Source organism: Agromyces sp. NDB4Y10 (assembly GCF_001620055.1).
GTDB lineage: Bacteria > Actinomycetota > Actinomycetes > Actinomycetales > Microbacteriaceae > Agromyces > Agromyces indicus.
In genome coordinates this window covers 126,474-145,385 of sequence record NZ_LQGY01000004.1, presented here as the reverse complement: position 1 = coordinate 145,385, position 18,912 = coordinate 126,474, and the positions used below count along the sequence as shown (strand labels likewise).

At 69.0% G+C, this 18,912-nt stretch carries 23 protein-coding genes; 12 read left to right on the top strand and 11 right to left on the bottom strand.

Annotation, left to right across the window (positions count from 1 at the left end; all coding sequences use genetic code 11):
* From AVP42_RS01645 to AVP42_RS01625, 5 genes are all read left to right on the top strand, one after another.
* Nucleotides 1-444: GNAT family N-acetyltransferase (locus AVP42_RS01645; RefSeq protein WP_157356669.1), on the top strand; the 444-nt coding region annotated here is incomplete at its 5' end.
* Between the two features lie 180 nt (nt 445-624).
* On the top strand, nt 625-1,071 hold the full coding sequence (locus AVP42_RS01640; protein WP_067945462.1) for a hypothetical protein: 447 nt from the start codon (nt 625-627) through the stop codon (nt 1,069-1,071).
* Nucleotides 1,072-1,144: 73 nt separating this feature from the next.
* On the top strand, nt 1,145-1,930 hold the full coding sequence (locus tag AVP42_RS01635) for a hypothetical protein (RefSeq protein ID WP_067945460.1): 786 nt from the start codon (nt 1,145-1,147) through the stop codon (nt 1,928-1,930).
* Between the two features lie 87 nt (nt 1,931-2,017).
* Nucleotides 2,018-3,235, top strand: coding sequence for a hypothetical protein (locus tag AVP42_RS01630; RefSeq protein WP_197466917.1), 1,218 nt, complete (start codon nt 2,018-2,020; stop codon nt 3,233-3,235).
* 243 nt (nt 3,236-3,478) lie between these two features.
* Nucleotides 3,479-4,042, top strand: coding sequence for a hypothetical protein (locus AVP42_RS01625; RefSeq protein ID WP_067945456.1), 564 nt, complete (start codon nt 3,479-3,481; stop codon nt 4,040-4,042).
* A 98-nt stretch (nt 4,043-4,140) separates the two neighbouring features.
* On the opposite strand, the gene AVP42_RS01620 is transcribed toward AVP42_RS01625, so the two are convergent.
* From AVP42_RS01620 to AVP42_RS01610, 3 genes are all read right to left on the bottom strand, one after another.
* Nucleotides 4,141-4,539 carry a hypothetical protein gene (locus tag AVP42_RS01620; RefSeq protein ID WP_067945454.1) on the bottom strand — a complete coding sequence of 133 codons (399 nt, stop codon included), beginning with the start codon at nt 4,537-4,539 and terminating at the stop codon, nt 4,141-4,143.
* A 470-nt stretch (nt 4,540-5,009) separates the two neighbouring features.
* On the bottom strand, nt 5,010-5,693 hold the full coding sequence (locus tag AVP42_RS01615) for a class I SAM-dependent methyltransferase (protein WP_369798122.1): 684 nt from the start codon (nt 5,691-5,693) through the stop codon (nt 5,010-5,012).
* 58 nt (nt 5,694-5,751) lie between these two features.
* A complete protein-coding gene (locus AVP42_RS01610; protein WP_197466916.1) occupies nt 5,752-6,399 on the bottom strand; it encodes a hypothetical protein in 648 nt (215 codons plus the stop codon).
* 169 nt (nt 6,400-6,568) lie between these two features.
* Here AVP42_RS01610 and AVP42_RS01605 point away from each other — a divergent pair, with 169 nt between their 5' ends.
* From AVP42_RS01605 to AVP42_RS01600, 3 genes are all read left to right on the top strand, one after another.
* Nucleotides 6,569-7,270 (top strand): potassium channel family protein, encoded by a 702-nt coding sequence (locus tag AVP42_RS01605; protein ID WP_067945492.1) that lies wholly within the window; start codon nt 6,569-6,571, stop codon nt 7,268-7,270.
* Between the two features lie 386 nt (nt 7,271-7,656).
* Nucleotides 7,657-7,974 (top strand): hypothetical protein, encoded by a 318-nt coding sequence (locus tag AVP42_RS16335; RefSeq protein ID WP_157356668.1) that lies wholly within the window; start codon nt 7,657-7,659, stop codon nt 7,972-7,974.
* A 107-nt stretch (nt 7,975-8,081) separates the two neighbouring features.
* Entirely contained in the window at nt 8,082-8,402 is a 321-nt protein-coding gene (locus AVP42_RS01600; protein WP_157356667.1) for a hypothetical protein, read from the top strand.
* A gap of 55 nt (nt 8,403-8,457) precedes the next feature.
* On the opposite strand, the gene AVP42_RS01595 is transcribed toward AVP42_RS01600, so the two are convergent.
* On the bottom strand, nt 8,458-8,760 hold the full coding sequence (locus AVP42_RS01595) for a hypothetical protein (protein ID WP_067945448.1): 303 nt from the start codon (nt 8,758-8,760) through the stop codon (nt 8,458-8,460).
* A gap of 145 nt (nt 8,761-8,905) precedes the next feature.
* On the opposite strand from AVP42_RS01595, the gene AVP42_RS01590 reads away from it, so the two are divergent.
* The gene (locus AVP42_RS01590; protein WP_157356666.1) at nt 8,906-9,142 is read left to right on the top strand and encodes a hypothetical protein; all 237 of its coding nucleotides are present in this window, start codon (nt 8,906-8,908) and stop codon (nt 9,140-9,142) included.
* Nucleotides 9,139-9,393 carry a hypothetical protein gene (locus AVP42_RS01585; RefSeq protein WP_067945444.1) on the top strand — a complete coding sequence of 85 codons (255 nt, stop codon included), beginning with the start codon at nt 9,139-9,141 and terminating at the stop codon, nt 9,391-9,393. Before AVP42_RS01590 ends, AVP42_RS01585 begins: the two co-directional genes overlap by 4 nt.
* 204 nt (nt 9,394-9,597) lie before the next feature.
* Here the strand turns inward: AVP42_RS01585 and AVP42_RS01580 are convergent, their stop codons facing one another.
* A complete protein-coding gene (locus AVP42_RS01580; RefSeq protein ID WP_067945442.1) occupies nt 9,598-10,413 on the bottom strand; it encodes an isoprenyl transferase in 816 nt (271 codons plus the stop codon).
* Nucleotides 10,410-11,147, bottom strand: a complete 738-nt coding sequence (recO, locus tag AVP42_RS01575; RefSeq protein ID WP_067945440.1) for a DNA repair protein RecO — start codon at nt 11,145-11,147, stop codon at nt 10,410-10,412. Before recO ends, AVP42_RS01580 begins: the two co-directional genes overlap by 4 nt.
* Before the next feature lie 91 nt (nt 11,148-11,238).
* Here recO and AVP42_RS01570 point away from each other — a divergent pair, with 91 nt between their 5' ends.
* Together AVP42_RS01570 and AVP42_RS01565 are read left to right on the top strand one after the other, a co-directional pair.
* Nucleotides 11,239-12,030, top strand: coding sequence for an SDR family oxidoreductase (locus tag AVP42_RS01570; RefSeq protein WP_231878496.1), 792 nt, complete (start codon nt 11,239-11,241; stop codon nt 12,028-12,030).
* Complete coding sequence (locus tag AVP42_RS01565) at nt 12,027-12,686, top strand: trimeric intracellular cation channel family protein (RefSeq protein ID WP_067945436.1); 660 nt, start codon at nt 12,027-12,029, stop codon at nt 12,684-12,686. Before AVP42_RS01570 ends, AVP42_RS01565 begins: the two co-directional genes overlap by 4 nt.
* A 63-nt stretch (nt 12,687-12,749) precedes the next feature.
* On the opposite strand, the gene leuA is transcribed toward AVP42_RS01565, so the two are convergent.
* The 5 genes from leuA to AVP42_RS01540 form a co-directional block, all read right to left on the bottom strand.
* Nucleotides 12,750-14,525 carry a 2-isopropylmalate synthase gene (gene leuA, locus AVP42_RS01560; protein WP_067945434.1) on the bottom strand — a complete coding sequence of 592 codons (1,776 nt, stop codon included), beginning with the start codon at nt 14,523-14,525 and terminating at the stop codon, nt 12,750-12,752.
* A 228-nt stretch (nt 14,526-14,753) separates the two neighbouring features.
* Nucleotides 14,754-16,154 (bottom strand): ABC transporter permease, encoded by a 1,401-nt coding sequence (locus AVP42_RS01555; protein ID WP_067945432.1) that lies wholly within the window; start codon nt 16,152-16,154, stop codon nt 14,754-14,756.
* Entirely contained in the window at nt 16,151-16,912 is a 762-nt protein-coding gene (locus tag AVP42_RS01550; protein WP_067945430.1) for an ABC transporter ATP-binding protein, read from the bottom strand. The genes AVP42_RS01555 and AVP42_RS01550 overlap by 4 nt, the downstream gene beginning before the upstream one ends.
* A gap of 91 nt (nt 16,913-17,003) precedes the next feature.
* Complete coding sequence (locus AVP42_RS01545) at nt 17,004-17,672, bottom strand: response regulator transcription factor (protein WP_067945428.1); 669 nt, start codon at nt 17,670-17,672, stop codon at nt 17,004-17,006.
* Nucleotides 17,669-18,868: a sensor histidine kinase gene (locus AVP42_RS01540; protein ID WP_067945426.1), complete on the bottom strand. Its 1,200-nt coding sequence runs from the start codon at nt 18,866-18,868 to the stop codon at nt 17,669-17,671. Before AVP42_RS01540 ends, AVP42_RS01545 begins: the two co-directional genes overlap by 4 nt.
* Nucleotides 18,869-18,912 lie beyond the last annotated feature (44 nt).

Here is an 18,912-nt window from a genome sequence, read left to right as displayed (position 1 = left end):
CCCCCCACGGCCGATACAGCAGGACCGATCACGCTACGAGCAGCGGAAGCGTGGTTCCTGGAGGTGACGGCAGAGAGCGACGCCACCCACTGGGCGATCGAGTTCGCGGGGCGCTTCATCGGTACCGCCCGACTCCACAGCATCATCCCGGCGGACCGTCGTGCGCGTTACGCCATAGGCATCTTGGACCGCGACGCGATCGGACTCGGGCTCGGAACTGAGGTCACTCTGGCCATCCTTCGGCACGGTTTCCAGACGCTGAATCTCCACCGGATCGACCTGCGAGTGCTCGCGTACAACGATCGCGCGATTCGGTGCTACCTCCGATGCGGCTTCGTCGAGGAAGGTCGCGAACGCGACGCCGCACTGGTCGGCGGTCATTGGTACGACGATGTGATGATGAGCATTCTCGAGCACGAATGGAGCCCTCGAACTCCCCGGTAGCTCGGCACGGCAGGTTCGTTCATGGAACTCCGACCACAACGCACGAACGATCCCTTCGCGCGAAACGCTCGGAGATTCCAAATCCCACCAGCGAGTCGGACAGTCAAGGTCTGAGGCGCTGAGCTGGCCGTTTAGTCCACAATCGAGACACCGGGGATAGGCGCGGTGAGAGGAACGTTCGTGGAAAAGAGGCTCCTGTTCGACCGAGCGCCGGTGAGCGTCATGGCCGGCGCCATGGCGCTGACCACGTCAGCGGGTCTCTTCTCCATCAACGCGATACCCGTCTTCTCCCTATCTCAGTACTCGGGTTATCCCCTGACAGCGGTGATCCTGACGGTCATCGTCTTCTCGGTGTTCTCCGTCGTGGCGATATCGGTCCCGCTACTGTGCGCCTTCTTCATCTTTCGAGGGCATCGGTGGCCCTTGTTCGTCGCAACGGGCTTCGCAATCTTGACGATGATTGGCGTCGTCGATGCGGCCTTGACCTTCATCGCCGGCGCGATCGCCGGGGCGGTCGGCGCGGTGCTGCTGTGGCTCCCGTCGGCACGGGAGTACGGCCGGGCGGCGCAGCGCGAACGCCGGAGCCGACGAGGACTCATCGAGCCGAGGCAGAGCGCGCGCTCATAAGGCCGCGGCGACCAAGTTCGCACCGCCTCGCGGCCGCCGCGGATCGCTGCAGGATGTGCTGCAAGATGTTCCGGTGGCCAACTTCTTCGGACGTCGACGCGAGGCTCTCTGGCGCGTCGAGCAGTATCGAGGCCAGCGCTCGGTTGAAGTCCAGGCGACGCAACTGGAGGGCAACGGAGTCACGAAACGCAGCGAGCAGAAGCGGATCCTCGCCGAGTGGGTCGAGTTCTTGAGCGGCTCGACCACAGGCATCACGGACCTGAATCTCGTTTCTCAAGTACCGCAGGAGCTGCTCGATGCAGTTGGCGGACAGCATCAACTGAAGTCGCTTGCGGTGAAGTGGGGGCCGTACTCGGACCTGAATCCCTTGCGTTCGCTGAAGGAGCTGCGCACGCTTTCGCTCGGCGGTGCCCGCGCAGTCAAGGATTTACAACCGCTGGCGTCCCTCCACAAGCTGCACACGCTCGTGCTCGATCAGCCCTTCTCGGCTCGCAACCCGGAGGTTATCGGTCAGTTTCAGTCGCTCGAGAGGCTGGCGTTCGGCAACGGTCATCTCGGTTCGGACCGGACGCTCGAGGTGGCCGATCTCGAATGGATCGGTCGGCTTACGAACCTGCGAGCCCTTCACCTGCCAGGGACGCGCCTACCAGTCGAACAGCTGACGACGCTTGCGAAGCTTCCCAACCTCGTCGAACTCGGCATCCCGCTTCGACGCGTATACAGGAAGACGGTGTTCGACCTCGCACCCGGCAATAAGGCATTCGCCTACCTCACGCGGGAGTACGAAGGACTTGACGCGGCTTGGCAGTCGCAAGCGAGAACGTCGAGAAGAGGGCCCGGTTCTTCGGTGCAGGCTTGAGGATACGGCTGGTGGTGTCGCGCTCGGCCCCGCGTGACCGGACGAGATCGGCCGTGCCGAGGAGCGCCGAATAGGCTGAGCGGCGTGATGTCCGCGTTCGAGCCGGAGCCGGCTTATTGGGCACGACTCGATCTGCCGGCGTCCGAAGCCGATCGCGCCGAAGACCTCGCGGGACTCTTCCGCCAACTTCGCGTGCCTGCGGCCGTGCGGCACAGCCAGTCCGAAGGCGGCACGTTCGCGCTTGTTCCGTTGGACGATGACGGGTCGCCCCTTGAAGTCGTCGACACATATGGCCCGGAACTGCAATGGTCCCGGTTGGACCAGGATCGGCTTATCAGCGGCCTGAACAGGCTGGCTGGGCGAGGAAGCACTCTTGCCGGTGAGCGCATCGAGCAGCTCGACGATGAACCCGGTGTTGAGGCGGTCCTCGAGACGGCGCCCGTTGGGTCGGGGCACGTTGACGCGATCGTGTGGACGACGCACGAGAAGCCCGGCGTGCTGGAGGCTCTCGCGGCGCGATTCGACATGTCGTTCGCCGCCGTCGACGCCGGGGAGATGGGCCTTGCGCTCACAGTCCACGATCCGGCGGACCGTGACAGGGCGTTGACGGGCGGTGTTTGGGCGATGACCGACGGCATCGCCATGTGGCGAGTTGGCGAGGAAACGTCCGCGGCCTTCATACATCGCCGTCATGCGGTCGTCATGACCTGGCGGAGGCCGTGGCTCCGGGTCGACCCGAGCAAGCCCGGGCAAGTCGACCACAATGGCGCAACGGTGAGCGCGATGCTCAGTGATCTCGTGCTCGACGAGGCTGACCCTGCTGCGTGGGTCGAACGGTTCCGCCTCGACCAGGAGCGCAGCGCTCATCTGCGTGCGCTGTTCCGTCGAGGACCGCACGCTGCAGCACTTCACGATCTCTGTGCGATCCTTCGGATTCACCCATCAGCGCTCCTGCTCCTGTCCAACGATGAGGAGTCGTACGCCGACCGAATCGTGATCACTGCGCGCAGCCTTCGTCAGCAGTTTCGCGACGAGATGCGCGCCGAGGTCGAGGCCGCGGCACCCGAACCGTCAAGCTTCCGCCGCAGACACCCTCGGCTATGGCTCGCGCTATCTGCCGTCGTAATCCTCGGTCTCGTGGTCTTCGCCGCGACCGGGTGGTCCGACGGCCGCCTGACGGCTTGGATCCCGGGCCTCGTAGCCCTCATCTGGTCGGCGAGCCTCGTGATCGACGGATCAGTCCGACGAGCTCGCCGCGGCAACTCACCCCACCCCGCACCCGCCCGAGATGGGCACGACCGCTGAGGCGCCAGCCGCGGTAGATGACACGTCGTCGACATCGATGTGCCGCTCCTCGAGCCGACCGCAACCCGGTCCACCGACGATCCCTCACCAAGCTCGAGCGCTCGACTGCTGCAAGATGGGCATGGACGTGCCAGCGAGAAGTGCGGGGAACAGCAATTGAGCGATGTTGCGGCCGGCGCGGTCCCTTTTGCCCGCACGAGGTGGTTCTGGGGCACGATCGGCCTGGCGGTCCCATATGGGCTTGTGACGGCGCTGACCCTCGTCGACGCGTTTCTTGTTGATCCCTCCCGAGGCTGGGCGTTGGTCGGGGGCTCGCTCGTTCTCATCGCCGGCCTCTACGGCGCCGGCGTACTGGCGTTCCGGGTCCCTGTCCTGCGTCGCGCGCGCGCATTCAGCAGGCAGGACCGTGGGGCGCTCATTCTTGTTGGTCGTCGTGGACTGAGCACCTCCGCCGCGCTCTCAGCGGCCGTGGGCCACCCGGTTCTGGAGAAGGTCGGCGACGATTGCTTCGTCTTCTTCGCGAACAGTTCGCACCTTGGCTTCATGAGTCAGGCTCGGGGCGCCGGAACCGTGCTCATCCCGATCGAGGAGGTCGAGCGCGTGGACACCGCGCGAGCGCGCATGTTCACCGGCCGCTCGGACGTGCTGGTGCTGACGCTCCGAGCGCAGTCCGAGCCGATCACATTCGCTGTCCTCGACGAGCGGACACTGTGTGCGTTGACGGCGCGTCGGCCGCGGCTGCGTCGGCTCGCCGCCCAGATCGAGCACCTCTCGCGCGAGCGGGCAACGGCCGATGGCCTCCGATAGCAGGTCGCCGGCGACGCACGGACGATCCCGTTCTGCGAGGGGTCGGATCGGTGGGTTTCAGGGCGATCCGCTCGCGGGGACTGTCTCAGAAGAGGCCCCTACGCCTCCGGCATTGCTGTCGCGGTCCGTGGCTGGCGGCGCTTCTTTCCGGTGAAGGGGCGTGCGGTGAACAGGGTGGCCAGGGCGCCGAGGCCGGTGACGATCAGGAACGGTATTGCGACGATGGGGCCGTTGTCCTCGATCCGGAGCAGGATGAGGCCGACCACCCCCGTTGACGCGACGAGGAGCGCCTGCCACCAGCGCGAGCCCATCCACCAACCCAGTGCGGCGAGCACGATGAACCCGAGCATGCTGCCCCGCACCCACGGCCTCGCCGCAATGAGGCCCTCCCTGGATGGAATGTCGAGCTCGAAGTACAACATCTCGGTGATCGCGTTGAGCGCGATCACGATATTGGTCACGACGGCCAGTAACCAGGCCGCGAGCAGGGCCGGCATGACCCACCTGGGTGCGCCGGTCGAACCCCGACGCTCCACCCCCGCGGAACCCGTAGACACTACCAACCACGCCCCCTCGTCGCCCGGCAGCCGACCTGGGCCAAGTCTGCCGCGCTAGTGCGTCCAGCCACCACCCACGATCCCTCAATGAGAGTGCGGTGCTAGCTTGACCGAAAGCGAATGGAGCATCGATGGAGATCGTCAGCATCGCAATCGTGGTCGGGATCGCTCTCCTTGGCGGGCTCGTCTGGATCCTGACGGTCCGAGACCGTCGAAACTCCCAGGGATCGGGTCACGCTGCGGACGCATCGCACGCTGAGGCGCAGGCCCGCGCGTATGGAGCCGGTGCTGCGCGAGATGCCGGCAAGGGTGCCATCCCCTGACCTGACGTCGCGTGACTAGCGTCCCTGAGCACGCACGATCGCTCAGCGGTGCGCGGCCGACGTAACGTGGCAGGGTCGAGGCCCGGATCAGATCGGCGGGGCGTCAACGTTCTGCTGGCAGAGGATGGCGCCGTGAGGCCTGTGTCCTCGCCCGGTTCGCCGATACGCTTCAAGGACTTTGAAGCCGTTCGTTCCCAAGACTTCGTGCAGCGCGGATGCCGGCCACCGGTACGCAGGTGCGACAGCGTGGTCGAACTCATCGGTCGTCGAGCCATCGAAGAAGCCCAGAAGTAAAGCTCCACCCGGACGAAGCACACGCGCGAACTCGCCGATCGGTAACGATATGCGCGACGGATGGTGGTGAATCGTCGAGTACCAGGAGAGCACGCCCCCGAAGTGGTCGTCAGGTGCTTCGAGGTGGTCGATGCTCCCGAGGTCGAACCGGATCCCGGGGTAGGTCGAGCGAGCGTGCTCGATGAAGGCCGGAACGAGATCGATGCCGCAGACGTTCAGGCTGCGGTCGGCGATGTGTTTCGTCCAGTGCCCAGGCCCACAGCCCGCGTCGAGCACCGGGCCGCCTACCATCTCAGCCCAGCTGTCGACGAGCTGCCGATCGGCCGGGTGGACGGCATCCATCGATCCGAGACGGTCCGTGTACTCGGCGGCGCGGCGGGAGTACGCCTGGGTCACATCGGTCATCGCCCTGAGCGTATCGACCGATTGCGAGGAGGAGGCTGCGCCGCCCTCGATCATGCCCTCGCTCAGACTCACCGACGATCCCCCAGCGCGATCTGCAAGCGCGCCATCGAGGCATCATCGTGGGGCTCCGCTACGAGCGGCGGAGCGCCACGGTCGCTTCCGCCGCGGTGACGACCTCATCCGCGAGGTCTCGGAACTGCTGGTCGCTGGCGGGAACGATGAGCAGCGACTGCTCCCTCACCGGCACGATCCCGATGGCGTACTCTCGGCCGCGCTCGGTGCCCGACACGATGATCGCGCGCTCCCGAAAGTCACCGAAGTCGGCGCTGCCGACGTCGACCGTGGCGACCCGGTCGAACCGCAACCGTGCTCCGCCGGACCATCCCATGCGGGGAAAGGTCCGAAGCTCCATCGCCTCGGGCGTCAGCGTCAGCAACTGGTACGTCGTCCAGGGCCGAACGTACGTGTCGAACGTACGCCGCTCAGACGGCGGAAACGACGAGAAGTCCGCGGTCGTGCGCACGGCGAGACAGTCAGCCGCGAGATCGGATGCGTCGCGGAGCCGGCGAAGCCTCGAACGGCCGATCGCGAACGATACCAACCAGAGCGGCGTCATCAGCAGCGGCAGCATCAGCGTGGCAGTCGCTGCCAAGATCCCATTCACCGGCCCTGATCGTGAGCCGACCGTCACCCCAGCGATGATCACGATCACCGAGATGATCGCGAGGTAGAGCGCTCCGAGGCGACGCTTCGGCGGCGGGCCGGCTCGCCGTCTCACGCTCAGCATCGCACCACGCCCGGCAACTCCATCCGTCGACCTGACTCAGAGTATTCGAAGCATCACCGAGCGGACATCCGCTGACAAGCGCAGCCAAGAGCGTCGGAGCCCACCTCGGCGCACGGACGATCCCTCAGTGCGACTGGTGCCCCACCATAGGCTGGCCGCCATGGATCAGCAACGTTGGCAGAAGCTCGCCGATTGGCCGCTTGCGATCGCCGCCATGGCATTCCTCGTCGCGTACTCGTGGCAAGTGATCGGCGAACTCACCGGCACCGCCGCGGACGTCGCCGAAGCAGTCATCTGGGTCACCTGGGGGCTGTTCGTCATCGATTACGTCGTCAACCTGTGGCTCGCGGCGCATCGGTGGCGTTGGTTCTCCACCCATCTGTTCGACCTTGCAATCGTGGTCCTCCCGATGCTTCGACCACTTCGGCTGCTCCGTCTCGTAACTCTCCTCGCCGTGCTCCAGCGCACGGCCGGCGCAGCGTTCCGTGGTCGGGTGATCCTCTACGTCATCGGCGCATCGCTGCTGCTGGTCTGGGTCGCTGCCGTTGCCGTCCTCGATGCGGAGCGGGGTCAGGATGGGTCGATCCAGACGATCGGAGATGGACTGTGGTGGGCGTTCGTGACCATCACGACGGTTGGTTACGGAGACTACTTCCCCGTGACGCCGACAGGTCAGTTCATCGCGGTCGGGGTGATGATCGGCGGAATTGCCCTGATTGGTGTGGTCACGGCGACCCTGGCGTCCTGGATCGTTGAGAAGGTGGGCCAGTCCACGAGCAACGACCAAGCTGCCACGAGAGTTGAGATGGACCTGCTCACAGCAGAGATCCGCGCTCTTCGAGAAGAGCTCACCCGCGGCTGACTTCATCTCGGCCGATCCCTCAGCGGGTCTCCGCGACGGGCGCGGTGATCGTTGCGCTCGCGCTTCGCGCGTGAGACCGTCGGGCGTGGACTCTTTCGTCGTGTGGAACACGTTGGTCTTCGGAGGCGTTGCAGTCGCAGCGATGGGGATCGTGGCTCTCGCCATGTGGGTCAGAAGCCGCAAGCACCAGTCCTAACGGAATCCCTCAACGCGTCACTCTGGTGCGGGTCGCCCTCCCGCGGCATCAGCGATGATGGCTGTGAGCCAAGCGGAAGGGTCGCATCGTGGAGGTCCCGAGGGTTGAGGCGGCGCTGCGCGCACTCCAGCCCCGACAGGACGGAGTGAACACTGATCTCGGAATCCGTAACGGCGCCAGATTTCTTCGGATGAGGCGCACTACTGCACCTGAACGATGGGCAGTTGTCTGGACCCCGGGAGACAGGTGGATCGCTCTTGACGTCGATGGTGGCTTCTCGCTGAACCACTTCGATGAGGAGATCACGGATGACGAGCTTCGACGGGTGCTCGAGCAGTACGTCGATATTGGTCTCGCCTACATCGTCGGAGATATGGCGCCAACGTCTCCTGGACTGTTCAGAGCGCGCGTGCTTCGCGTGAAGACGGGTGCCGGCCATTTCGATCTGCGGCAGAGCATCGCGGCAGCCGTCAAGGACGCCTTCGGGGTATGCAGAAGTCGGCGCTGAATGCGATCCCGGTTCCGCGCCGACCCGGGACTGTCCGCGCCGCACGGCGACCCCTCAACGAACAGTGCCAAAAGGATCTGCCGAGACCTGTCGGATAGGGTCGGCGCATGGCCGAGGACATCGCATCGCGAGGACGGCGCAGGGATTCCTCACGCCCCGCAATCGGCCGTGTACGGGACCTGTTCCGGCTACGCTCGGCTTCCGGTGAGTTCGCCATGGGCTTGATTGTCCTTGTCGGCGCTGGCGCGGCCGGTTTGCTGTTCCCGGTCATTAACGACTTCTACTGGTTCTACCTCGTCGCGTCCACTGCTCTCGCGGGCGGGGCGCTCCTGCTCGTCGGTTGGGCTCGGAGGCGCCGCCAGCGGTCCGCCGCCGCCGAGGGCACTGGCGGGCCGAAGGGGCGTGGTCCTGGGCATTCGACCGGCTAGTCGGAATCAGCCGAGCGGACCAGCGATCAGATGCAATCCCTCAACGACGACACCCTCAGACGGGGTCGAGCACGCTAACGCGATGACGAACGGATTGCAGCTTGGCAATGGGCACGAAAGCGACTCGTGGCATTGGCCACTCGCCGTTGACGCGGTGGACAAGGACACGCTGTAGTGCGGCGATCAGGTTGAGGTCGACCCACCCGAGGAACTGACCGGCTCCGACGCCAAGGACCCAGCCAAAGAGCAGCCAAGCGATGAAGCCGACCGGGATGACGATCCAAAGAAGCAGGCCCCGGACTACCAGCAGCGCGAAGACGCTGACGCCCCCGAGCGCTGAGGGTGCCGCCTCTTTCATTCCTCGACCCTATGTCCGATCTCGATCCCTCAAAGATGACCGATCAAGGACGGCTGCGGTTTGATCGACTCATCGAGACGATACGCTTCCATCCGCGGCTCCTCGTAGCCCGATCTGAACTGGTGATCGAGAGGGAGTGACCGGGATGCCGACGACTGCCATGTTCTTCCTCGCGTTCTGGTGGGGAATGGTCGGTATCGGCTCCGCAGCAGTCCGCGCTTGGTTGGTCGACCGTCTCAGGATCATCAACGGCGGCGTTGAGTCCTCGCGCCTACGAGTCGGCAAACGCATTGCCGATGTCCTCATCCTCTTCATGTTCGCTACCGCAGCGTTCTGGTTGGCCATGGCGCTGGTCGGTTTCGCGACGAGTGGCCCGTCATGATCGGTCTGGTGCGCCGCTGGTTCGGGTGGTCCGACACGCTGAACCCGTGGGGCCCGACCGGTGCCGTCGGCGCAACGTTCAACGTGTTCGCCGCCGGAGCGCTGATCCTGATGTCCCTCGGGAGCGGTCCGATGCCGTGGCCTCTCCAGCTGATCTTCTGGCTCGCGTTCGTCGGGCTTGCCGTCCGTGCGTGGTGGAACGTCATTCACTCGTGGCGGTATCCGACCATTCCGGATGAGTCGGAGAGCTGAGATCGGCCGTCGGGCCTCGCGCATCCGTCATCCAGTGCTCGCCGCCCGATAGCCGGTCCCTAGCGGCGAAGAGCGACCCGCGGTGACAACGCGGTTCAGCGCGAAGCACCCCTGCCCGGAAGACCCGCCCGCAATCCTGCCCGCTGATCGCCCCGCAATCGCGACACCGACGTCGCAACCGGCGAGGCTGACCGCCGCACGACCCTACGCGCCCACGTCCTCCGCCGGCCGGTCGACGGCCCCGCCGAAGCGGCGGTTCCGCGACGCGTAGAGGTCGATGGCGTGCCACAGGTCGGTGCGCGAGAAGTCGGGCCAGAGCGTGTCGAGGAACACCATCTCGGCGTAGGCCGACTGCCACAGCAGGAAGTTCGAGGTGCGCTGCTCCCCCGAGCTCCGCACGAACAGGTCGACGTCGGGCAGGTCGGGCACGTAGAGCCGCTTCTGGATGAGCTTCTCGGTGACCGCCGAGGGGCGCAGGCGACCGGATGCCACGTCGTCGGCGATCGAGCGGACGGCGTCGACGAGCTCGTTCCGCCCGCCGTAGTTGACGCACATGGTGAGCGTCATGGTGTCGTTGCCGGCCGTGAGCCGCTCGGCGTGCTGCAGTTCGTCGATGACCGAGCGCCACAGCCGCGGGCGCCGGCCGGCCCACCGGATCCGCACGCCCCACTCGTTGAGCTGGTCGCGGCGCCGGTGCAGCACGTCGCGGTTGTAGCCCATGAGGAAGCGCACCTCGTCGGGCGACCGCTTCCAGTTCTCGGTCGAGAACGCGTACACCGACAGGTGCTTCACCCCGGCCTGGATGGCGCCCGCGACCACGTCGAGCAGCGCCGCCTCGCCGGCTTTGTGCCCCTCGATGCGGGTGAGGCCCTGGCGGTTCGCCCAGCGGCCGTTGCCGTCCATGACGATCGCCACGTGCTCGGGCACCGAACCCTTCGGGAACGCGGGCGGGTGGACCCCGGTCCAGTCGAGCGGGCGGTAGGGCACCGCATCCTTGTGGGTGTAGGGCTTCGGGGTCACTGGGGGGTCGCTCCTCGGGAGACGTGGGAGAGCGAGCGCAAGCCGCGCTCGAGATGCCATTGGGTGTACGCCGCGACGATGCCGCTCGCCTGGGCGCGATCTCGTTCGGGTGCGGCATCCGCCATCGCCCAGTCGCCCGCGAGGAGCGCACCGAGCAGGTCGACGGTCGCGGGCGCGACGCGGGGCGCGCCGGGCGGTGCGCACTCGTCGCACACGACCCCGCCAAGCTGCACGACGACCGAGGTGTGCGGGCCCGGGCGCCCGCAGCGGGCGCAGTCGACGAAGCTCGGCGCCCAGCCGGCGATCGCGAGCGCGCGCAGCAGGTACGAGTCGAGGGTGAGCGCCGGCCCGTGTTCGCGCCGCGAGAGCGAACGCAGCGCACCGACGAGCAGCAGGTACTGCTGCGTCGAACCCTCGGCCTCGGTGACGCGGTCGGCGGTCTCGACCATCGCGTTCGCGGCAGTATAGGCCTCGTAGTCGTCGACGATCTCGGCGCCGTACGAGCCGATCGTCTCGGCCTGGGTGATCACGTCGAGCGTGCGGCCCTCGTACAACTGCAGGTCGGCGACCATGAACGGCTCGAGCCGCGACCCGAACTTCGACGCGGTGCGCCGCACCCCGCGGGCGACGGCGCGCACCTTGCCGTGCCGCCGCGTGAGCAGCGTGACGATGCGGTCGGCTTCGCCCAGCTTGTGGGTGCGCAGCACGACGGCGTCATCTCGGTACACGGGCACCCGTCGATTCTCCCACCGACCGCCGAGGTCGGCGCCGTGTCGTCGCCGCAACCCGGCGCATCGGGTCGCGCCGGACGGCAGAATGGGTCGGGTGACCTCGACGTCCGCTCCCATCCTCGTCACCGGCGGGACCGGCACGCTCGGTCGCGCCGTCGTCCCGCAGCTCACCGCCCGCGGATTCGACGTGCGAGTGCTCAGCCGCAGCGGCGCGCCCGGCACGGTGCGCGGCGACCTCGAGACGGGCGAGGGCGTCGAAGCGGCACTCGAGGGGGTCGGCGCCGTGCTCCACCTGGCGACGAACCTGCGCGACGACACCGAGCTCACGCGCAACCTCGTGCGCCTCGCCGAGCGCTCCGGCCGGCCGCGCCTGATCTACCAGTCCATCGTCGGCATCGATCGCATCCCGCTCGGCTACTACGGCGGCAAGCGCGCCTCGGAGCGCCTCGTGGCGGAATCGCGGCTGCGCTGGGCGATCCTCCGAGCGACGCAGTTCCACGACCTCGTCGCGTCGCTCTTCGCGGTGCAGCGCTTCTCCCCCGTGGTGTTCGCGCCGTCGTTCTCGTTCCAACCGATCGACGCGGTCGACGTCGCCCGGCGCCTGGTCGAGGTGGTCGAAACGGATGCCGCGGGGCTCGTGCCCGACATCGGCGGCCCTGAGGTGCGCACCGCGCGCGACCTCGCCCGGGCCTACATCGCGGCGCGCGGCTCCCGGCGCCCGACCGTGCCGTTCCGTCTTCCCGGCACGCGCTTCGCGGCGTTCGCGTCGGGTGCCAACTTGGTCCCGGGTGAGCCGTACGGGCGGATCACGTTCGAGCAGTACCTCGCGGCGGTCGCCGACGGCGCATCCGACGCCCCGCACGGGCGCGACGGTGCCGCATCGTGAACGTGGCCGCGTTCGAGATCCCGCTCTGGACGGACCTCGCCGCCGTCGGCGTGGGCGCCCTGCAGGGCGCGATGTTCGCCGGGCGCCTGAAGGACCGCCGGCTCGACCTGCTCGGGGTCGCCCTCATCGGCATCCTGGTCGGGCTCGGCGGCGGTCTCCTCCGCGACGTCCTGCTGAACCAGCTGCCCGCGGCCATGCAGAGCAATTGGTACCTCGTCGTCGCCACGCTCGCCGCGCTGCTCGGGATGGCGCTGCTGCGCCTGTTCACCCGGCTGAACCCGCTCATCATCGCGCTCGACGCGGTGACCATCGGCCTGTTCGCCGCGATCGGCACGAGCAAGGCGCTCGCCTCCGGCGTGCCCGAGGTGCCCGCGGTCTTCGTGGGCGTGGTCTCCGCGGTCGGCGGGTCGATCCTCCGCGACGTGTCGCTCAACCTGCCGATCGCGCTCATGCACGTCGGGTCGCTCTACGCGGTCGCTGCCGGAGCCGGGACCGTGCTCATCGTCGTGCTCGTCGCCCTCGGCGCGAACATCACGGTCGCCGCGATCGCGTGCGTCATCGTCACGACCGTCATCCGCCTCGGGTCGGTGCGCTTCGGCTGGAGCCTTCCCGAGCAGCGCGCGATCGCGAGCTGGCGGGTGTGGCGCCGCCGCTGAGCTCCGAGCACCCGAGTGCGGGCGGGGCGACGGATGCCGCGCCCGCCCGCTCGAACCGGTGGCTCAGGCGAGCGCCGGCGCCTCGGCCTCCTCGCGCACGCGCGCGGCGCGCAGTGCCCGGTTGACCGCGGAGACGACGGCCTTGAGCGACGCGGTCGAGATGTCCGCGTCGATGCCCACACCCCACAGGGTGCGGCCGGCGACCTGGCACTCGACGTAGGCCGCGGCGATCGCGTCACCGCCCGACGACATCGCGTGCTCGCTGTAGTCGAGCACGCGGACGTCGACGCCCTCGGCCGCGAGCACCGACAGGAACGCGGCGACCGGACCGTTGCCCGACCCGTCGGCGTCGACGCGCTCGTCGCCGTCGCGCAGGCCGACGCGCACCCGCACGTCGCCCGTGAGGTCGCTCTCGGTGCGCAGCGACAGCAGCTCGAACCGGCCCCACTTCTCGGCGGGTCGGTCCTGCGGCGCCGGCAGGTACTCGTCGTTGAAGATGCGCCAGATCTCGTCGCTCGTGACCTCGCCGCCCTCGGCATCCGTCTTGGCCTGCACGACGCCCGAGAACTCGATCTGGAGGCGCCGCGGGAGGTCGAGCGCGTGGTCGCTCTTCAGCAGGTAGGCCACGCCGCCCTTGCCGGACTGCGAGTTGACGCGGATCACGGCCTCGTAGTTGCGGCCGATGTCCTTCGGGTCGACCGGCAGGTACGGCACCGCCCAGGCCAGGTCGTCGACGGTGCCGCCGCGCTCGGCGGCGCGCGCCTCCATCGCCTCGAAGCCCTTCTTGATCGCGTCCTGGTGCGATCCCGAGAAGGCCGTGTAGACGAGGTCGCCCGCCCACGGGCTGCGCTCGTGCACGGGCAGCTGGTTGCAGTACTCGGCGGTGCGCTTGATCTCATCCATGTCGGAGAAGTCGATCTGCGGGTCGATGCCCTGCGTGAACAGGTTCATGCCCAGCGCGACGAGGTCGACGTTGCCGGTGCGCTCCCCGTTGCCGAACAGGCACCCCTCGATGCGGTCGGCGCCGGCCAGGTAGCCGAGCTCGGCCGCGGCGATCGCCGTGCCGCGGTCGTTGTGCGGGTGCAGCGAGAGGATGACGTGCTCGCGGTGCGCCAGGTGCCGCGACATCCACTCGATCGAGTCGGCGTACACGTTGGGCGTGGCCATCTCGACGGTGGCGGGCAGGTTGATGATGACGTTCCGCTCGGCCGTGGGCTCCAGCACCTCGAGCACGGCGTTGCAGACCTCGACGGCGAACTCGAGCTCGGTGCCCGTGTAGCTCTCGGGCGAGTACTCGTAGTAGACGGTCGTGCCGGGAACGGTCGCCTCCATCTCGCGGCACTTCCGGGCACCGTGCAGGGCGATGTCGATGATGCCCTGCTTGTCGGTGCGGAAGACGACCTCGCGCTGCAGCACGCTCGTCGAGTTGTAGAGGTGCACGATCGCCTGCTTCGCGCCGCGGATCGACTCGTACGTGCGCTCGATCAGGTGGTCGCGCGCCTGGGTCAGCACCTGGATGGTCACGTCCTCCGGGATCGCGTCCTCCTCGATGAGGCTGCGCACGAAGTCGAAGTCGGTCTGGCTCGCCGAGGGGAAGCCCACCTCGATCTCCTTGTAGCCCATGCGGACGAGGAGGTCGAACATGATGCGCTTGCGCTCGGGGCTCATCGGGTCGATGAGGGCCTGGTTGCCGTCGCGCAGGTCGACGGCGCACCAGCGCGGCGCCTTCTCGATCCGCTTGGACGGCCACGTGCGATCCGGCAGGTCGACGCGGATCTGCTCATGGAAGGGGCGGTACCGATGGACCGGCATCGCGGAGGGCTTCTGGGTGTTCTTCATGAGGTGCTCTTCTCGCTCTTCGGGGGTTTCAGCCGACGACAGACTCCGCAGCGAGGGAGGCCTGTGAACTAGGACTCGCTGCGGCAGCTAAGGAGAAGCAGGCCGTGAAGCACGCGACAAGGCTAACACCAGCGCGCCCGGAGCCGCAGCCCCGTGACGGGCCGCGGCACGCGGACGCGCGGCAGGGGTCGGATGCCGCCCCCAGGACCCGGCATCCGACCCTCTCGCTCAGCCGACCGCGAGCGCCTCCACCGGGGAGACGCGAGCGGCACGTCGCGCGGGCGCGACCGACGCGATGATCGTGAGCACGACCGCCGCGACGACCACCAGGCCGAGCACCGGCCAGGGCATGACCGGCGCGATGAGCAGCGGCTGCCCCGTCGCCCCGCCGAGCAGCGACTGGGCGCCGGCCCAGCCGTACGCCACCCCCAGCGCGACGCCCACCACCGTCGCGGCGGCCGTGAGCGCCGCCGCCTCCGCGACGACCATGGCCCGCAGCTGCCGGCGCTCGAAGCCGAGCGCGCGCAGCAGGCCCAGTTCGCGGCCACGCTGCAGGACGCTCAGCGACAGCGTGTTCACCAGGCCGATCGCGGCGATGAGCGCGCTGAAGCCGATGAGGACGCTGAAGACCGCGACCGTGGCATCCACCATCGCCTGGATGCCCGCGACCAGTTCGGGCCGGTCCGCGACCGACTCGATCATCAGGACGCGGTACGACTCCATCGCGACGGCGAACATCGTCACGAGCGTCACGCCGATGACGAGGCCGATCGTCATGCGCGAACTCCGCTCGGGATTGCGGACCGCGTTCTCGGCGGCGAGCCGCGCCGACGGCGACCGGCCGAGCAGCCGGCCCACCGCGCGCAGCACGGGCGGCATGACGACGTGCGCGCCGAGCACGATCCCGGTGAACGAGAGGATGCCGCCGATGAGCCCGATGAACACCCCGAGCGGGGTGACGAGACCGGCGAGGACGCCGAGCGCGAGCAGGGCGACCCCCGCGACGGTGAGGGTGATCGCGGTCGCGTTCCGGCCGCGGCGCGTGCGGAGCTCGTCATGCGAGGACTCGTTCGCCCCGCCGAGCGCCTCGGCCGGACGCACCGACAGCACGCGCCGCGACCCGACCCAGGCCGCGAGCCACGTCGTGAGCGCGACCACCGCGGCGGGCGGCGCGACCCAGACGTTGACCCAGTCGTACGGGGTGTCCGGGATCACGTCCGCGACGACCGCCCAGCGGCCGAGGCCCCACGCGGCGAACGACCCCACGAGCACGCCCGCGACCGCTCCCGCGGTGCCGACCACGAGCCCCTCGCGGGCGATCGCGGCACGCTGCGACCGGGCCGAGGCCCCCACGAGCCGCAGCAGGGCGATGAGACGGGTGCGCCCCGCCACCACGGTCGCCACCGTGTTCGACGTCACGATGGCGCCCACGTACACGGCGATGACGATGAACACCCAGGCGGTGATCGCGAGCATGAGCATGGCGGTACCGGATGACGCGGCCGTGTCGTCCGCGCGGATCGAGGCGCCGAGCAGCCCGGTGACCTGCAGCAGCATCGCCCCGAACGCCGACGCGAGCGTCGCGACGGTGAACGTGGGCCACTGGTCGGCGAGGTTCAGGCGGTTCACGCGGCGGCCTCCATGGCGAGCATGTACGTCGCGATCTCCTCGGGCGTCGAACGCGTCGCATCGCGCACGATGCGGCCGTCGGCGAGGTAGAGGATGCGGTCGGCGTGGCTGGCGGCCACCGGGTCGTGCGTGACCATCGCGATCGACTGGCCCGAGTCCCGGCTCGCCTCGGCGAGGATCGCGAGCACCTCGCGGCCGGTGCGCGAGTCGAGGTTGCCGGTCGGCTCGTCGGCGAACACGAGGTCGGGCCGCGTCGCGAGGGCCCGCGCGATCGCGACGCGCTGCTGCTGCCCGCCCGAGAGCTCATGCGGCCGGTGGCGGAGCCGGGAGGCGAGCCCGAGCCGATCGAGGAGCCCGTCGATCACGGCGCGCTCGTCACGTGACGGCGTCCGTCCGTCCAGTTCGAAGGGCAGCAGCACGTTGCCCTCCACGTCGAGCGTCGGCACCAGGTTGAAGGACTGGAACACGAAGCCCACGCGGCGACGGCGGAGGACCGTGAGCGCGGCATCCGGAAGCTCGGTGATGTCGGTGTCGCCGAGCCAGGCGCGACCCGACGTCGGCGAGTCGAGGCCGGCCATGATGTGCATCAGGGTGGACTTGCCCGAGCCCGACGGGCCCATGACGGCGGTGAACTCGCCGCGGCGGAGGCCGAGCGACACGTCGTCGAGCGCGGTGACGGCGCCCGAACCGGAGCCGTATCGCTTGCCGAGTCCGGCGACGCGGGCGACGAGTCCGAGGTCTGAGGGTTGGATCTGCATGCCTCTGACGCTATGGACGGGACCGGGACGCACGCGTCCGCCGATCGGCTCGCCCGCGTCATCCGCTCGGGTGACCTTCGGGGCCGGGACGTCAGTCGACCGGCAGGTCGTGCTCGTACGCGAACACGACGAGCTGCACGCGGTCGCGGAGGCCGAGCTTGCCGAGCACGCGGCTCAGGTGCGTCTTCACGGTCGCCTCGCCGAGGTACTCGGATGCCGCGATCTCAGCGTTCGAGAGCCCCTTGGCCGCGAGGCGGAAGATGTCGCGCTCGCGCGCCGTCAGCTCCGACCACGCCGCCGGTGCGGGCCGTCGCCCGCTCGCCCGCGACGCGCTCGCGATGAGTTCCCGGGTCGCGTTCGCGGCGATCACCGCGTTGCCGCGGTGCACCGTGCGGATCGACGCGAGCAGGAACTCCGGCTCGGCGTCCTTCAGCACGAATCCGCTCGCCCCGGCACGGATGGCGCGCGCCGCGTTCTCGTCGAGGTCGAACGTCGTGAGCACGAGGATGCGAGGCGGCACGCGGCCGTCGCGCTCGGCATCGGCGAGGATGCGCTCGGTGGCCGCGATCCCGTCGAGCTGCGGCATCCGCACGTCCATGAGCATGACGTCGGGGCGGCTGCGCTCCGCGAGGGCGATCGCCGCCCGGCCGTCGGCGGCGTCGCCCGCGAAGACCAGGTCGGGCTGCGACTCGACGAGCATGCGGATGCCGGCGCGGAACAGCGCCTGGTCGTCGACGAGGGCGACGCGGATGGCGCTCACGACGCGGCCTGCGCGGGGATGCGGGCCGTGATGCGGAACCGACCGTCCTCGAGGGACTCGGCGGCGAACGTGCCGCCCGCGAGCTCCGCCCGCTCGCGCATGCCCGGGATGCCGTGCCTCGGGCCCGGACCGGTCTCGTCACCGGTGCCGGGGTGCGCGGCATCCGTCACCGCGTTCTCGACCTGCACGTCCACGCCCTCCGGGCTCCAGTCGAAGGCGAGGTCGACCGGCTGCGCGGTGTCGCCGTGCCGGAGCGCGTTCGTGAGACCCTCCTGCACGATGCGGTACACCGCGATCTGGTGCCCCGCGCCGAGCGGCACGCGCTCGCCGCGTTCGGTGCGACGCACGTCGAGCCCCGCCCCGCGCACCTGCTCGAGGAGGTCGTCGAGGTCGTCGAGCGCCGGCTGCGGCGACTCGCCCTCGCGATGCCGGAGCTCGCCGAGCAGCAGCCGCACATCGCCCAGCGCGCCCCGCGCGACCCCCGAGATCGTCTCCAGCGCATCCATCGCGGCCTCGGGGCGGGTGCGGGCCGCGAACCGCGCGCCGTCGGCCTGCGCGATCACCACCGCGAGCGAATGCGCCACGACGTCGTGCATGTCGCGCGCGATGCGCGTGCGCTCCTGCTCGACCACGTAGCGGTACTCCGCGTGCTCCCGCTCGCGCCGGTCGAGCTCTGCCCGGCGGCGCTGCTCGCGGGAATCGCGGACCGTGCGCGCGAGGAGGCCGATCGTCCACGCCAGGACCAGCCCAGTGATCGCGGCGCCGAAGAGCAGCGCGGACCATGTGATGCGGCCGATCGCGTCGGTGGTCGGGGCGATGCCCACCCCGTTGACCAGCGGCATCACCACCGAGAGGTACGCCGACGCGATGACCGCGCCCGCCCCGGCCGAGCCGAGACCCCACCAGCGCACCGCCTTCGAGCCGTGCGCCGCGGTCGAGTAGACCACGACGAACACCGCGGCATCCGCCGGCTGCAGCTCGCGCAGCATGAGCATCTGCGCGCACGCCGCGACCCACGCCACCACGAGCGATACGCCCGGCGCGGCGCGCCGGATCGCGAGCGCCGCCGAGAACAGGACGACGACCACCACGTCGGGCCACCCGCCGACGAACGCGTAGAGCACGCACACCGCGAAGAACAGGGCGGCGAGGATGCCGTCGACGATGAGCGTGGCGCGGTTCGTCGAGTTGCTCACCGATCCACGGTACGCCCTGCCCGGGCGCCGTCCGGCGCGCAATC

Bases quoted from the DNA above. Each gene is read 5' to 3' on its own strand.
- AVP42_RS01630 (WP_197466917.1), top strand. From the start codon at position 2,018: ATGTCCGCGTTCGAGCCGGAGCCGGCTTATTGGGCACGACTCGATCTG.
- AVP42_RS01620 (WP_067945454.1), bottom strand. From the start codon at position 4,539: ATGCCGGCCCTGCTCGCGGCCTGGTTACTGGCCGTCGTGACCAATATC.
- AVP42_RS01605 (WP_067945492.1), top strand. From the start codon at position 6,569: ATGGATCAGCAACGTTGGCAGAAGCTCGCCGATTGGCCGCTTGCGATC.
- AVP42_RS16335 (WP_157356668.1), top strand. From the start codon at position 7,657: ATGAGGCGCACTACTGCACCTGAACGATGGGCAGTTGTCTGGACCCCG.
- AVP42_RS01600 (WP_157356667.1), top strand. From the start codon at position 8,082: ATGGCCGAGGACATCGCATCGCGAGGACGGCGCAGGGATTCCTCACGC.
- AVP42_RS01595 (WP_067945448.1), bottom strand. From the start codon at position 8,760: ATGAAAGAGGCGGCACCCTCAGCGCTCGGGGGCGTCAGCGTCTTCGCG.
- AVP42_RS01590 (WP_157356666.1), top strand. From the start codon at position 8,906: ATGCCGACGACTGCCATGTTCTTCCTCGCGTTCTGGTGGGGAATGGTC.
- AVP42_RS01585 (WP_067945444.1), top strand. From the start codon at position 9,139: ATGATCGGTCTGGTGCGCCGCTGGTTCGGGTGGTCCGACACGCTGAAC.
- leuA (WP_067945434.1), bottom strand. From the start codon at position 14,525: ATGAAGAACACCCAGAAGCCCTCCGCGATGCCGGTCCATCGGTACCGC.
- AVP42_RS01550 (WP_067945430.1), bottom strand. From the start codon at position 16,912: ATGCAGATCCAACCCTCAGACCTCGGACTCGTCGCCCGCGTCGCCGGA.